A 13,668-nucleotide genomic window follows, 5' to 3' on the forward strand; every position below is an offset into this window, starting at 1 on the left:
ACGCGCCCCAGACCAGTCAAAGCGGCCTGTTCCGCGCTTTGCCCCTGCATGCCGGGGGCTGCCGGGCAGGCCGACAAGGAACCTTGAACATGCGCCAGGCGCGTGCTTTCCCTTCACTCCCTTCTGAAGCGACGCCGCCCTTGCGCTCCCAACTCAGCGCCCAGCCTGTCACCCTGGCCTTCAATGGCCGGGCGATTCGTGCTGGCGCGCGCACCGGAGCACGCCTTTATGTCCCGCAAAATGCTGATCGATGCCTCCCACCCGGAAGAAACCCGGGTGGTCATTGTGGATTCAAACCGCGTTGAGGATTTCGACTTTGAGTCGGCCTCCCGCAGCCCTATCCGTGGAAATATCTATCTCGCCCAGGTCACCCGCGTAGAACCCTCGCTTCAGGCCGCTTTCGTTGAATATGGCGGTAACAAGCACGGCTTCCTGGCCTTCAACGAGATTCATCCCGACTATTACCAGATCCCGTTCGAGGACCGTCAGGCCCTGCGCGAGGCCGAAGCCGAGCTGACCGCCGATACCGAAAGCGATGGCGGCGACGATGCCGATGATGACGAGGATCTGATGGAGGAGATTGCCCGCAAGCGGCGCAATCTGCTTCGCAAATACAAGATCCAGGAAGTCATCAAGCGCCGCCAGGTCATGCTGGTGCAGGTCTCCAAGGAGGAGCGCGGCAATAAAGGCGCGGCGCTGACCACCTATCTGTCGCTTGCCGGACGCTATTGCGTGCTGATGCCCAACACGGACCGCGGGGGCGGCATCTCGCGCAAGATCACCAGCGCGACGGACCGCAAACGCCTGAAAAGCGCCGTTCAGGGCCTCGATCTGCCGCGCGGCATGGGGCTCATCATCCGCACAGCGGGTGCGGCCCGCACCAAGCTCGAGATCAAGCGCGATTACGACTATCTGATCCGGCTGTGGGAAACGATCCGCGAGACCACGCTGAAATCCGTGGCTCCGTCGCTGATTTACGAGGAAGGAAACCTCGTCAAGCGCGCGATCCGCGACCTCTATGACAAGGACATCGAGCACGTTCTGGTCGAGGGCGAGGAAGCCTACAAGGAAGCCAAGGGCTTCATGCGCATGCTGATGCCCAGCCACGCCACGAAGGTACAGCCCTATACTGACGACATGCCGCTTTTCCTGCGCCACGGCACGGAAAGCCAGCTTGAGGCGATTTACTCGCCGGTCGCGCAGCTCAAGTCCGGTGGCTATCTGGTCATCAACCCGACCGAGGCGCTCGTCGCCGTTGACGTGAACTCGGGCAAGTCGACCAAAGAGCGCAATATCGAACAGACGGCGCTGCGCACCAATCTGGAGGCAGCCGAGGAAGCAGCCCGTCAGATGCGCCTGCGCGATCTGGCCGGCCTGATCATCATCGACTTCATCGACATGGAGGACTCCAAGAACGTCCGCGCCGTCGAAAAGAAGATGAAAGAGGCGCTCTCCAAAGACCGGGCGCGCATCCAGACCTCGAAAATTTCCCAGTTCGGCCTGATGGAAATTTCCCGTCAGCGCCGCCGCACCAGCCTTGTGGAAGGCTCCACAGAGCCCTGCCCGCACTGCAACGGGATCGGCTATCTGCGCAGTGTGGAATCCAGCGCGCTGGCGGCTGTTCGCAGCGTCGAGGAAGAAGGACTGAAAGGGCGCGCATCGAAGATCGCGCTGCACTTGCCCAATGAGGTGGCCCTCTACCTGCTGAACGAGAAACGCGAATACCTGCGCGCCGTCGAGCAGCGCTTCGACATGCGCGTCATCATCGCGACAGACATTGATCTGAAACGCGACGGATCGCGCATCGAGCGCCTCGAAACCCGCAAGGACGGTGATCGCGGGCCCTATATTCCCAAGCCGCTGACCGTTGAATCCGCCGTGCTGACCCCCGAGGACGAGGCCGATCTGCGCGCCGCCAGGGAGGAAGCCTCACTCGAAGAGGAAGAGGCCGCCGAGGTCTCCGGCGAACGCCCGCACGAAGAGGGCCAGGGCGAAGAACGCCGTGGCCGCAAGCGCCGGCGCCGGGGCGGACGCAACCGGGGCGATGGCGACAACCGTCCTGATGCAGCCGGACAGGAGGGCGGCGAAGCAGACGCCGCCGAAGGCGAAAGCACCGAGGCGCAAAATGATGGCGGCCAGCCGGCACCAGCACGCGCGGATGCCGGCGATGATGAAGCTGGCCGCAAGCGCCGCCGCCGTGGCCGCAGGGGTGGCCGTGGCCGCCGCCGGCGCGGTGATGGCGAAGCATCCGGCGATCAGGCTGCAGCCTCCACACAGGATTCAGGCAGCAATGCCGGCGGCGACGCCGACATTCCGGGCCTGTCTGTAATCGAGCCGGGTGAAAGTGAAGCCATTGGTTCTGGCGAGACGCCGCCTTCGCGCACCCGCCCCTCTCGCCGCCGAAAGCAGGCTGTGGCGGAGACCGCACCGGCGACTGAAAGCGCTGTTGAGGCGGCTGACGCGCCTGCCGCGTCCGGCGAACCTGACCCTGCCGAGGAGGCGCCCAAGCCCAAGCGCACACGGCGCAAGAAGGCCGATCCTGCGCCTGCAGAAGAGTCTGCAGCCGAAACACCGGCCGCCGGTGAAGCCGCTGAAAAGCCCAAGCGCACCCGCAAGGCACCTGCGCGAAAGGCGGCCAAGGCTGAAGAGAGTGCCGTAGAGGACACGGCCGAGCCGGCAGCGAAGGCACCGGAAGACAAACCGGCCAGACCGGCCCGCAAACCGCGCGCCAAGAAGGCTGAATCCGCGCCGGAGGCACCGGCCGCCGGGGACGCGGCGCCTGCCGAAGAGTCACAGACCGGCGACAGCACCGGGCCAAAGCGGTCTGGCTGGTGGCAGCGCTCCGGCAAGCTGTTCGGACTGGGTTCCTGATACGGGAAATATGCAGCCCGCCGGTGCCATGCACTGACGGGCTGCATATCTGCCATGAAAAGGCTATGGTTCAGCGCGAAGCAGGGGGTGGAAACAGGATCGGAGGTCATCTCTCCATGACGATTATTGCCCGCCTGAAGAAATGCTGCACCACGGCCACCGCCTTCGCTGCCAGCGCAGCCATGGTCGTGTTCCCGTCCACGCCCGCCCAGGCCCAGAGCATAAGCCTGATCCGCGATACCGAGATCGAGGCGGTCATGCGCGGCTATACCGATCCGCTGCTGGACGCGGCAGGCCTCGAGCGCGACTCGGTCGGCTTCTACCTGGTCGGCAATAATGAGTTCAACGCCTTCGTTACGCGCGGGCAGAACATCTTCATGCATACCGGGGCCATCGTCACTGCCGAAACCCCCGGCGAAATCAAAGCCGTTATCGCCCACGAGATCGGCCATATCGAAGGCGCACACCTTGTGCGTTTTAGTGATGGTTCACGCGGTGCCATGGCGACGATGATTGCCACGCTGGGTCTGGGTATCGTCGCGGCCATGGCCGGTGCAGGCGCCGGCGGCGCGGCCATCATTGCCTCCGCGCCGCAGTTCGCCACACTGGACATGCTGCGCTACACCCGCACGCAGGAAGCGGCTGCCGACCAGGCCGCCATCACCTTTCTGGACCGTACAGGCCAGTCATCTCGCGGGCTGGTCAGCACTTTCGAGCGCTTCCGCTATCAGGAAGTAATGAGCGAAGCCCGGCGCTATGAGTATTTCCGCTCGCATCCCCTGTCCTCCCAGCGCATCGACGCCATGCGGCGCCGGGTAGAGGCATCGCCCTATGCCGATGTCGTGGACAGCCCGGAGGAGATCGCCGAGCTCCGCCGCATACAGGCCAAGATCATCGGCTTTACCGTCGCACCGGCCCAGGTTTTCCATCGCTACCCGGAGAGCAATACCAGCGTTGAGGCGGTATACGCCCGATCAGTAGCCTATTTCCGGCAGGGGCGCCTGGAACTGGCGCGCGAGCGGCTGGCACAGCTGATCGAGATGGAGCCGGAAAACCCGTTCTTTCATGAGCTGGAAGGCCAGATGCTGTATGAAAGCGGGCGCATAGCCGATTCCGTGGCGCCGCATCGCCGGTCAGTGGAGCTCATGCCCGACGCTCCGCTATTGCGGGTAAACCTTGCCGCCTCCCTGATAGGCACCAATGAAGCGGATGCGCTTGATGAGGCCGTTTCGCACTTGCGTTTCGCACTGGCGCGCGAGCAGGAAAACGGCTGGGCCTGGTTCCAGCTGGCGCTGGCGCACGAAGCGCGCGGCGAGACGGCACTGGCCCAGCTGGCAACAGCAGAGCGCTACTTCGCCGTTGGCAACAATATGCAGGCCTTTGTATTCGCCAGCCGTGCCCGTGACGAACTGGAGGGCGGCACACCGGCCTGGGTACGCGCCAGCGAGCTGATTGCGGTTGCCGAACCTACACCGCAGGAAATCCGCGAGTGGAACCGGGCTCAGCAAGAGCGCCGTCAGTTCGTACCCGTCAGCCGCGACCACGGCACCGGCCTCAGCTTCAACTAATCTTCATCCGCTTTACGAAAGTGACCTTATGCGCCTCCTGATCGCGTTTGCCGCCTGCTTTGCCCTTGCCGCCTGCTCTGCCAGCAGCGAGGAGACGCGCGCCGATGACGATTTCGATCAGCGCGTGCATCGCTATATCGTCGAGAACCCGGAAGTGATCGAGGAAGCGCTGGTCGCCCTGCAGCAAAGGGCACGCGCACGCGAACAGGCGCAGCTGGCCGCCGGGGCGCAGCAATACCGCGACGCCCTCTTTGCCGACGCACGCGACCCGGCCGTGGGGCCTGAAAATGCCGATCTGACCATTGTCGAGTTTTTCGACTATCGCTGCCCCTATTGCGTACAGGTCAATGACTGGCTGACCGGCGTGATGGAGCGCCATGAGGGACGTGTGCGGGTCGTGTTCAAGGAGCTGCCCCTGCTGGGCGCAGCATCAGAGGAGGCCGCCCGGGCCGCCCTCGCCGTCTGGGCTCTGTCACCGGAAATCTATGGCGATTTTCACGATGCGCTGATGCAGGCCGGCCAGCCGATGAACGCTGAACGCATCGACCATATCGCCGCCGAACACGGCATCGAACCGGACGCGCTGCGCGAGGCTATGGCCGCGCCGGAAATCGAGGAACATCTCGATAGCGTGTATCAGCTGGCACGCTCGATCGGCGTGAGCGGTACGCCCTTCTTCGTTATCGGGGATGAGATCATTCCCGGCGCCGATATTGGCCGTCTCAACCGGATCGTGGCAGCCGCGCTGGAAGACTAGCGAGAGAACGCGCCGTCAAGAACCCATATTGATCCGCCCTTCGGCGTCTATCGCCCAGTAGGGATTGAAGGCGACTTCCCAGGCATGGCCGTCCGGGTCGGCGAAATAGCCCGAATACCCGCCCCAATCGGCCTTGTGCGCGGCTTTGAGCAGGCTGCCGCCGCTGGCCACGGCGTGGTCGATGATCGCATCCACCTCGGCCTCGGTGCGGGTGTTGTGGGCGAGTGCAATATGGCCATGCCCTGCATTCTCGCGCGCCATGTCGGCATCAAGGTCGTGCTTGCCAAACAGCGCCAGCACCAGCCCGCCCATGGGCAGGAAGACGACCTGCTCATTCTCGAACGCAGCCCTGAACCCCATCGCCTCATAGAAGGCTTTCGAGCGGGCAAGGTCCGCCACGCCTAGCGTGACGAGGGAGAGGCGCGCTTCCATCATGGGCGGGGTTCCTTGTTCCAAGCCGCAGAAACAATCGGAACATTATGGGAGCATATCAAGGGTGTTGGGAGCCCTGTCATCCGCCGGTCGGGCGTTAGCGAAATCCAGAACCCATTTCGGCAGGGAGTGTCCTCCCCCGTTCACGGGGGAGGTGTCTGGCTTGCCAGATGGAGGGGGGAGCTTTTGGGGATGTCCCCCCCCTCGGTCCTTCGGACCACTCCCCCCGCAGGCGGGGGGAGACACCGGGAGTGGCCCGGGTTCCCGCCTGCGCGGGAATGACGAATAAATGGACGGATATATGGGAACGCCTAAATCAGCCCGGCCAGCGGGCTGGACGGGTCGGCATAGCGCTTCTTGGGCATGCGCCCGGCGAGATAGGATTCGCGGCCCGCAATGACGGCGTGCTTCATCGCGCTGGCCATCCGCACCGGGTCTTTGGCTTCGGCGATGGCGGTGTTCATCAGCACGCCATCGCAGCCCAGCTCCATCGCGATAGTGGCGTCAGAGGCCGTGCCGACGCCCGCATCGACAATCACCGGCACCTTCGCCGCTTCGATGATGAGGCGGATATTGACCGGGTTCTGAATGCCGAGCCCTGAGCCGATGGGCGCGCCCAGCGGCATGATCGCGCACGCGCCAGCGTCTTCCAGCTTGCGGGCATAGACGGGATCGTCAGAGCAATAGACCATCACGTCGAAGCCGTCGGCGATCAGCATCTTCGTGGCGCGCAGCGTCTCCTCCATCTCCGGATAGAGATGCTTGGGGTCTGACAGCACTTCCAGCTTCACAAGGTTCCAGCCGCCCGCCTCACGCGCAAGACGCAGCGTGCGCACGGCGTCCTCGCCGGTAAAGCACCCGGCCGTGTTGGGCAGGAAGGTGACCTTTTTCGGGTCGATATGATCGACCAGCATGGGCTGGCTCGGATCGGATAAATTCACCCGGCGCAGCGCGACCGTGATGATCTCCGCGCCGGAGGCTGCAAGCGCTTCGGCATTCTGCGCATAACTCTTGTACTTGCCTGTGCCGATGATGAGGCGGGAGTTGAACGTCCGCCCGGCAACGGTGAAGGGACGGTCTTCAGGCAGGGTGGAGGCGGTGTCGGGGGAGGTTTTCTCGGTCATGGCCGCTTATCTAGCGCGCGATTGACCGCCCGTCACGCCCCGGATGAGCCGGGAGGATGCCCGCAGAAAAAAGAACTGAGCGTCAGACGATTTTCCGCTCCCGCGCTTCCCGTGAGAGCAGGAACAGCCCGATCAAAGAAAAGGCTATCCAGAAGAAGATCATCACGCCGTCCAGCGCTTCCTGCTTGTCCGGTCTGGACCGAATGACGGCTCGCGAAGCCAGAACCATCATCACGAGACAGCTGACTGAGGCGATCACCACGCTCGACAAAACCAGCGCAAACTGGCCCGGCAGAAGTCCGTCTATGCCAACAGACCAGACTAGGCCGCCGGTCAGCAGAAATATCCCGGTAGTGGCGATGAACAGGACCGGCAGGCTACGGCCCGCGCTTGAGAACACGTAGACAATGGATGTGTTGATGAAGGCTATCAGCATAAGAATCGCCGCGCTCACCAGAAAGTAAGCTCCACCATCAACAATTTCGGCCACTACGGAGACCAGAACTACTAGCGCTATTGCTGATGCAAGGAAGCGGGCCGGATACCGGATGGGTGCGCAAAGCAGGATGTCTCCGATATTATGCCGGCCATTCTGCTGAGTAGAACCAGACATTATTCCCTCACCCTCCCCCTGCGAACTGGACGATTTCCAGCCGGTCACGGCTATGCGCCTAGCGCATCCGCCCAGAGCTCAAATAGGCGGCGCGCGCCAGCAGCCTTGAATACATGGTCGGCACCACTTCGGTGAATCAGGCCCTTAAGGTCTGAAGGGCTGGCCTCGTTCAAAAGCTTGCGAAGCAGTGGCTTCAGACTCTCGCGCTCATCGGCGCCAAGCAAACCGGCTGGCATGCCCGCGATTGCGGCTTCGACACCTCCGGCTTGTTCAGCCTCGAGCAGAAAGTCCTGATGAAAGCCCGCCATCAGCTTTCGCAGGGCGGGCGGCGGCTCGCGCAGCACTTTCAAACTTATCACCCTCCCCCTACGAACTGGACGATTTCCAGCCGGTCGCCATCGGCAATCGCAATATCGCCATAGGCCGAGCGCGGCGCGATCTCCAGATTGCGCTCCACGGCCACTTTGCGCGGGTCCAGCCCCAGATGGGTCAGCATGGCCGACAGCGACAGGCCGGCGGGCAGGTCGCGCGCCTCGCCATTCAGCGTCACGCGAATGGCGGTGTCAGTGGCGGCGCTGGCGGTCTTCATCATGGCGTCCCGTTTCCTTTAAAATGCCGGTAGTCCTTGTTTATACGGCGCGAGGCGTCGTAGAAACGACATATGGCGCTGCGGTCCGGGTTTTGCACCGCCTGGGCGCATCAGACAGACCAGCCGGGGGACAGTGTACAGGTGGCCAGGCCGCTTTTCATCCTGAACGGACCCAATCTCAACCTGCTCGGCACGCGCGAGCCGGAGATTTACGGCTCTGCGACGCTGTCCGACATCGAGGCGGCGTGCGCCGAGCATGCCAGCATGCTGGGCCTGACCATCGATTTCCGCCAGACCAACCATGAAGGCGTGCTGATTGACCATGTACAGGACGCCGGACGCGCCGCGTCCGCCCTCATCATCAACCCGGCCGGTTATGGCCATACGTCGGTTGCACTGCACGACGCCTTGAAGGCGATTGCCATTCCGGCCATAGAGATACATCTGTCCCAACCGGCTGCGCGCGAGGCGTTCCGCCATCACTCCTATGTTTCCAGCGCCGTTTCCGGCACAATCAGCGGGTTCGGCGCCCGCAGCTACATCCTTGGCATAGAGGCCGCCCACGCGCTGATCGCTGCGTCCGGCCCGAAGACAAAAGCATAAAGGTTCTCCACATGGCTTCCACGCCCTCCAAACCCGGTATCGACCCGAAACTCATCCGTCAGCTCGCGGACATCCTCAATGATACCGACCTGACCGAGATCGAGGTCGCGCAAGGAGAGCTGCATATCCGCGTGGCGCGCGAAGTGCCTGCGCCGGTCTACACGCAGGCCGCGCCGATGGCGGCGGCCCCGGTGGCCGCTCCCGCTGCGCCGCCCGCATCCGTGGCAGCTGCGCCCTCTGCCGATCCGGCTCCCGCTGCGGCGAAGGCCGCGAACGCCGTCAACTCGCCCATGGTCGGCACGGTCTATCTGCGCCCCAACCCGGACGCCGATAATTTCGTCAAACCCGGCCAGAGCGTGAAGGAAGGCGACACCATCCTCCTCATCGAGGCGATGAAGACTTTCAACCCGATCACCGCGCCGCGCTCGGGCAAGATCGGTGAATTGCTGGTCAGCGATGCCCAGCCTGTCGAATACGGCGAGCCGCTCTTCACCCTCATCTAGGAGCGGCCCGATGTTTGAGAAAATCCTGATCGCGAACCGGGGCGAGATTGCCCTGCGCGTCCACCGCGCCTGCCAGGAAATGGGCATCCGCACCGTGGCGGTCCATTCCGAGGCCGATTCAGAAGCCATGCACGTCAAGCTGGCCGATGAGAGCGTGTGCCTTGGCCCGCCCCCGGCTGGCCGCTCCTATCTGCACATCCCGGCCATCATCGCCGCTGCCGAGATTACCGGCGCGCAGGCCATCCACCCCGGCTATGGCTTTCTGTCGGAAAATGCCCGCTTTGCCGAGATCGTGGAGGCCCACGGCCTGACCTTTATCGGCCCCAAGCCGGAAACCATCCGCCTGATGGGTGACAAGATCACCGCCAAGAAAGCCGCCGTCGAGGCTGGCATTCCCGTCGTTCCCGGCTCCGCCGGCGCGATCTCTGACATGGCTGAAGCGCGCAAAGTGGCCAAGGAAGTCGGCTTCCCAGTCCTCATCAAGGCGGCTGCCGGTGGCGGCGGGCGCGGCATGAAGGTGGCCGAGACCGAAGACAAGCTGGAAAGCGCGCTGCAGACGGCTTCTACGGAGGCGCAGGCCGCCTTTGGCGATGGCGCGGTCTATATCGAGCGCTATCTCGGCAAGCCGCGTCATATCGAGATACAGGTAATGGCCGATGAGCACGGCAATGTGCTCCATCTGGCCGAGCGGGACTGCTCGCTGCAGCGCCGCCACCAGAAAATCCTTGAGGAAGCCCCGTCCGTGGCCCTCACCCCTGAGGAACGCTCACGCATTGGCGAGATTGTGCGCAAGGCGGTCGGCGCAATCGGCTATCGCGGTGCCGGCACGGTGGAATTCCTCTACGAGAATGGCGAGTTCTTCTTCATCGAGATGAATACCCGCCTGCAGGTGGAGCACCCCGTTACCGAGCTCATCACGGGTATCGACCTGGTGCGCGAGCAGATCCGCGTGGCCGCGGGCGAGAAGCTGGAGCTCACCCAGGACGACATCAAGGTCAATGGCTGGTCCATCGAGTGCCGGATCAACGCAGAAAACCCCTACACCTTCACCCCATCGCCGGGGAAGGTAACGGAATTCCACGCGCCCGGCGGACCCGGCGTGCGCCTCGATTCCGGCCTCTATGCCGGCTATTCCATCCCGCCCTATTATGACAGCCTGATCGGCAAGCTGATCGTGCATGGGCGCGACCGGCATGAAGCGATCATGCGCCTGAAACGCGCGCTCAAAGAGATGGTCATTGGCGGTATCGAAACCACGATCCCGCTCCATCTCGATCTGCTGGAGGAGCCGGACTTCATCAGCGGTGATTACCATATCCGCTGGCTGGAGAGCTGGCTGGCAGAGCGCAACGCGAAGGCTTAGCGCCTTGGTTTTGGAACGCCTGACGGTTCCGATGTCCTCCCCCGTTTACGGGGGAGGTGTCGAGCGTCAGCGAGACGGAGGGGGGAGCTTTCTGGCAATCCCCCCCTCGCCGCTTCGCGGCACTCCCCCCGTAAACGGGGGGAGACACCCAGACGGTTCCGCCTCCGCCCGGAGTATCAGCTAAATGCGCGGCTTTGGCGCAAAAGAGCTGCTGGAATGCTATGCGCGCGGCGTCTTCCCTATGGCCGAGGACCGGGACGACCCGCGCGTCTTCCTGCTCGATCCGGACGAGCGCGGCGTCATCGCGCTCGACCAGTTCCACATCCCGCGCAGCCTGGCCAAGCAGGTGCGCAAGGACCGCTTCCACGTCACCGTGAACCGCTGCTTTCCAGTCGTGGTTGATCATTGCGCCGCGCCAGCGCGGGGCCGGGAAAACACCTGGATCAATGATCCGATCCGCAATCTCTATGGCGAGCTGCACGAGCGCGGCCATGCCCATTCGCTGGAATGCTGGCATGAGGGCAAGCTGGTGGGCGGACTCTATGGCGTGAGTCTCGGCGGCGCCTTCTTCGGCGAGAGCATGTTCTCGCGCATGACCGATGCGTCAAAAGTGGCGCTGGTTCACCTCGTCGCGCGGCTTAAAGCGGGCGGCTATACCTTGCTGGACACCCAGTTCATCACCGCGCATCTGGAACGCTTCGGCGCGCAGACCATCACGCGCAATGCCTATCACCAGCTGTTACGCGAAGCGCTCAAAGGCGATGGCGATTTCTTCGCCCTGCCGGAGGGCCTGAGCGGGGCTCAGCTCCTGCAGTCAATCACCCAGACATCATAGACGGGGTGATCGAGCGCATTGAGCGCGGGGTTGGAGGCAAACATCCACCCCGAAAACAGGCGCAGCCCCTCATCGGCTGTGCCGAACCCGTCCGTGCGCTGGTCATTGATCTCCATGAACACGAACACCTCCGGCGGCTCTTCAGGCGGGCGGCGGCGGCAATAGCGCACAGTGATGTCCAGCGCGCCGAACCTGTAGCTTTCGCCGACATTGACCTCGAAATCGCGCGTGCGCGCCGTCACCTTGTCGAGGCCACGCAGGACCGCAATCGTGCCGGGCCGGGAGCTGAGCTCGCCTGAACGCGGCGCACGGCGCAGCTCTTCCTGCTGTTCCAGTGGCGCGGTCAGCTCGGTGTCCGGCTCCTCAACATCCTCTTCCCATTCCTCCAGCGAGCCGGGCTCATCGCCTTCCTGGGCAAGAGCCGCAGAGACAAGGATCAGGCTGGCGAGCGCAAACGCGCAGATGGGCAGAAGGCGGATCAGTAATGTCATCGTTGGAAAAACTCCCCTCGCCCCATACTCACCAGCGCAATGCGGCAGCACAAGGGCGAATCTCCGGAGACCAGTAGCCAGAACTGGCAGCGCCTAGCTGTCGCCGCCGCCGCGCCCGCCCGACACGAAGCCGCCAATCAGCTCGAACAGATCAACCGCGCCTTGGGTGAAGACGATCTCACCGCCTTCGGCGATCATGTCGTCATCGCCGCCCGCCTCGATCTCCACATAGGCCCCGCCCAACAGGCCGGAGGCCGTGATCTTGGCGGTGGAATCGGCCGGGATCAGCACATCGCGGCGCAGGCGAATCCTGACTTGCGCAAAATAGGTTTCGGTATCGAGATCAATCGCCGTCACCGAGCCGACCGGCACGCCGGACACGCGCACTTCTGCACCCCGGGTCAGAGCGCCGATCTCGGAGAAGCGGGCTGTCAGCTCATAGCCGCCAGCGGAGGGGTCAGAGTCGAGGCGTCCTTGCGCGAACACGAGGAACACCACCGCGACAACCAGCACGATCACGCCAACCAGTGTTTCGAGAACCGCTCCGCCGCGCATGGTTTACCTAGCCTTCCGGGTTCCAGCTCTCATAGTCCGCCGTCGAGCGCGCACGCGGGCGCGGATCGGCCAGCGACCCGGCCGGGCGGTAGGCATAGAGTGTGCCGGTCATGTTCGGCTTGTGGTCCAGCTCCCATTCGCGGCGCGGCAAAGGCGCATCAACGGGCGCCTCGGCAAAGGTGTGGTGCAGCCAGCCATGCCAGTCTGCCGGCACGCGCGAGGCATCGGCATAGCCGTTATAGATCACCCAGCGGCGCGGCACGCCATCCGCGCCCGAACCGCTCTTGCGTTCCTGGTAATAGCGATTGCCGTAATCATCCTCGCCGACGAGCTTGCCGCCACGGCTGATCGTCCACAGCGCGCCCAGCGTCGCGCCATTCCACCAGGCAAACAGTCGTCCAATGAAGTCGAGCATGGCAGGTCCGCCCCTCGCGAAACATCAAATCAGGTGTGACGGTATATGCCTATCGCGCGCGCCCGCGTCCAGTGTGACGGGCTGCATCCTCAAGGCGTACGCAGGATTTTTTCCATCGCCTTGCCGCGCGCCAGCTCGTCCACCAGCTTGTCGAGATAGCGGATCTCGCGCATCAGCGGATGCTCCACCTCCTCCACGCGCACCCTGCACACGACGCCCTTCACCAGTTCACGCGCCGGATTCATCGAAGGGGCCTTGGCAAAGAAGGTCGCAAAATCGGTCTTGTCATCAAGCACCGCGCGCAAACCGGCTGCGTCATAACCCGTCAGCCAGAAGATTATCTGGTCGACCTCTTCCTTGCTGCGCCCCTTGCGCTCTGCCTTGGCAACGTAAGCGGGATACACGCTCGCAAAACTGGTGGTGAATATCCTATGCTGGGTCATCGATGAATTCCCTGTCCGGCCTGCGATCAGGCTCCTACAATACAAGGTGGAACGGAGGCTGGAAATGACGAGGAAGTTCTTCGAACCGCTGACACTCTGGTACATCGCGGTGTGCCTCGTGCATGGTGGGGCTTTTCTGGCCTTCGACGCAGGGCTGGCGTGGTGGCCCGAAGCTATCACCGATCAAATTGTTTTCGCTTCGTTTTTGCTTTTTCTTTTTGGAACTTTGTTTGTGACAAGCAGGCTCAATGATAGGCCGGCTACCAAGAACGGTCCATTTCCTGTTATGGATATGGAAGCAGAAAAACTGGTCAGCAAAGACTTTAAATTAATGCATTATTTTATCTTTGGATCACTTTGCGTTACTATTATATTTATTTTATTTGCTTTATTTATATTGCCGCTGCTTCTATATTGATCTGCTTTGCCGGATATCGATTGGAAGAGCGACTCCTTCCTATACTGGAATCGTCATCTCCCCATCCTTCGACTCACCTCCCCCGGAG

General features: G+C 62.8%; 17 protein-coding genes. 8 read left to right on the top strand and 9 right to left on the bottom strand.

What is annotated here, in order from left to right; translation table 11 throughout:
* Positions 1–228: 228 nt before the first annotated feature.
* The 3 genes from X907_RS09540 (at position 229) to X907_RS09550 (ending at position 5,196) form a co-directional block, all read left to right on the top strand.
* Positions 229–2,871, top strand: coding sequence for an Rne/Rng family ribonuclease (locus X907_RS09540; protein ID WP_127567422.1), 2,643 nt, complete (start codon positions 229–231; stop codon positions 2,869–2,871).
* 116 nt (positions 2,872–2,987) lie between these two features.
* Positions 2,988–4,439 (top strand): M48 family metalloprotease, encoded by a 1,452-nt coding sequence (locus X907_RS09545; protein WP_127567424.1) that lies wholly within the window; start codon positions 2,988–2,990, stop codon positions 4,437–4,439.
* Positions 4,440–4,467: 28 nt separating this feature from the next.
* A complete protein-coding gene (locus tag X907_RS09550) occupies positions 4,468–5,196 on the top strand; it encodes a DsbA family protein (RefSeq protein WP_127567426.1) in 729 nt (242 codons plus the stop codon).
* Between the two features lie 15 nt (positions 5,197–5,211).
* Here the strand turns inward: X907_RS09550 and X907_RS09555 are convergent, their stop codons facing one another.
* From X907_RS09555 to thiS, 5 genes are all read right to left on the bottom strand, one after another.
* Entirely contained in the window at positions 5,212–5,631 is a 420-nt protein-coding gene (locus tag X907_RS09555; protein WP_233352286.1) for a VOC family protein, read from the bottom strand.
* Between the two features lie 308 nt (positions 5,632–5,939).
* Positions 5,940–6,752 (bottom strand): thiazole synthase, encoded by an 813-nt coding sequence (locus X907_RS09560; protein WP_127567428.1) that lies wholly within the window; start codon positions 6,750–6,752, stop codon positions 5,940–5,942.
* 82 nt (positions 6,753–6,834) lie between these two features.
* Positions 6,835–7,365 (bottom strand): hypothetical protein, encoded by a 531-nt coding sequence (locus X907_RS09565; RefSeq protein WP_127567430.1) that lies wholly within the window; start codon positions 7,363–7,365, stop codon positions 6,835–6,837.
* A gap of 50 nt (positions 7,366–7,415) precedes the next feature.
* Positions 7,416–7,715, bottom strand: a complete 300-nt coding sequence (locus X907_RS09570) for a hypothetical protein (RefSeq protein WP_127567432.1) — start codon at positions 7,713–7,715, stop codon at positions 7,416–7,418.
* 5 nt (positions 7,716–7,720) lie between these two features.
* The gene (gene thiS / locus X907_RS09575) at positions 7,721–7,957 is read right to left on the bottom strand and encodes a sulfur carrier protein ThiS (RefSeq protein ID WP_249776173.1); all 237 of its coding nucleotides are present in this window, start codon (positions 7,955–7,957) and stop codon (positions 7,721–7,723) included.
* 138 nt (positions 7,958–8,095) lie between these two features.
* Here thiS and X907_RS09580 point away from each other — a divergent pair, with 138 nt between their 5' ends.
* From X907_RS09580 to aat, 4 genes are all read left to right on the top strand, one after another.
* A complete protein-coding gene (locus X907_RS09580; RefSeq protein WP_127567434.1) occupies positions 8,096–8,557 on the top strand; it encodes a type II 3-dehydroquinate dehydratase in 462 nt (153 codons plus the stop codon).
* Positions 8,558–8,568: 11 nt separating this feature from the next.
* A complete protein-coding gene (gene accB, locus X907_RS09585; protein ID WP_127567436.1) occupies positions 8,569–9,060 on the top strand; it encodes an acetyl-CoA carboxylase biotin carboxyl carrier protein in 492 nt (163 codons plus the stop codon).
* 10 nt (positions 9,061–9,070) lie between these two features.
* Positions 9,071–10,423 (top strand): acetyl-CoA carboxylase biotin carboxylase subunit, encoded by a 1,353-nt coding sequence (gene accC / locus X907_RS09590; protein WP_127567438.1) that lies wholly within the window; start codon positions 9,071–9,073, stop codon positions 10,421–10,423.
* A 184-nt stretch (positions 10,424–10,607) separates the two neighbouring features.
* The gene (aat, locus tag X907_RS09595) at positions 10,608–11,258 is read left to right on the top strand and encodes a leucyl/phenylalanyl-tRNA--protein transferase (RefSeq protein ID WP_127567440.1); all 651 of its coding nucleotides are present in this window, start codon (positions 10,608–10,610) and stop codon (positions 11,256–11,258) included.
* Here the strand turns inward: aat and X907_RS09600 are convergent.
* The 4 genes from X907_RS09600 to X907_RS09615 all read right to left on the bottom strand — a co-directional run bounded on the left by X907_RS09600 (position 11,225) and on the right by X907_RS09615 (position 13,162).
* On the bottom strand, positions 11,225–11,749 hold the full coding sequence (locus tag X907_RS09600; RefSeq protein WP_127567442.1) for a DUF2155 domain-containing protein: 525 nt from the start codon (positions 11,747–11,749) through the stop codon (positions 11,225–11,227). The genes aat and X907_RS09600 overlap by 34 nt on opposite strands.
* A gap of 93 nt (positions 11,750–11,842) precedes the next feature.
* Positions 11,843–12,304 (bottom strand): outer membrane lipid asymmetry maintenance protein MlaD, encoded by a 462-nt coding sequence (gene mlaD, locus X907_RS09605; protein WP_127567444.1) that lies wholly within the window; start codon positions 12,302–12,304, stop codon positions 11,843–11,845.
* Between the two features lie 7 nt (positions 12,305–12,311).
* Positions 12,312–12,719 carry an NADH:ubiquinone oxidoreductase subunit NDUFA12 gene (locus tag X907_RS09610; RefSeq protein WP_127567446.1) on the bottom strand — a complete coding sequence of 136 codons (408 nt, stop codon included), beginning with the start codon at positions 12,717–12,719 and terminating at the stop codon, positions 12,312–12,314.
* Between the two features lie 89 nt (positions 12,720–12,808).
* Entirely contained in the window at positions 12,809–13,162 is a 354-nt protein-coding gene (locus X907_RS09615) for a DUF2200 domain-containing protein (RefSeq protein ID WP_127567447.1), read from the bottom strand.
* Positions 13,163–13,226: 64 nt separating this feature from the next.
* Between X907_RS09615 and X907_RS09620 the strand changes: the two genes are divergently transcribed.
* Positions 13,227–13,580 (top strand): hypothetical protein, encoded by a 354-nt coding sequence (locus tag X907_RS09620; RefSeq protein ID WP_127567449.1) that lies wholly within the window; start codon positions 13,227–13,229, stop codon positions 13,578–13,580.
* The last annotated feature ends 88 nt before the right edge of the window (positions 13,581–13,668 follow it).

The organism is Glycocaulis alkaliphilus (genome assembly GCF_004000605.1).
GTDB classification, from domain to species: Bacteria; Pseudomonadota; Alphaproteobacteria; order Caulobacterales; family Maricaulaceae; genus Glycocaulis; species Glycocaulis alkaliphilus.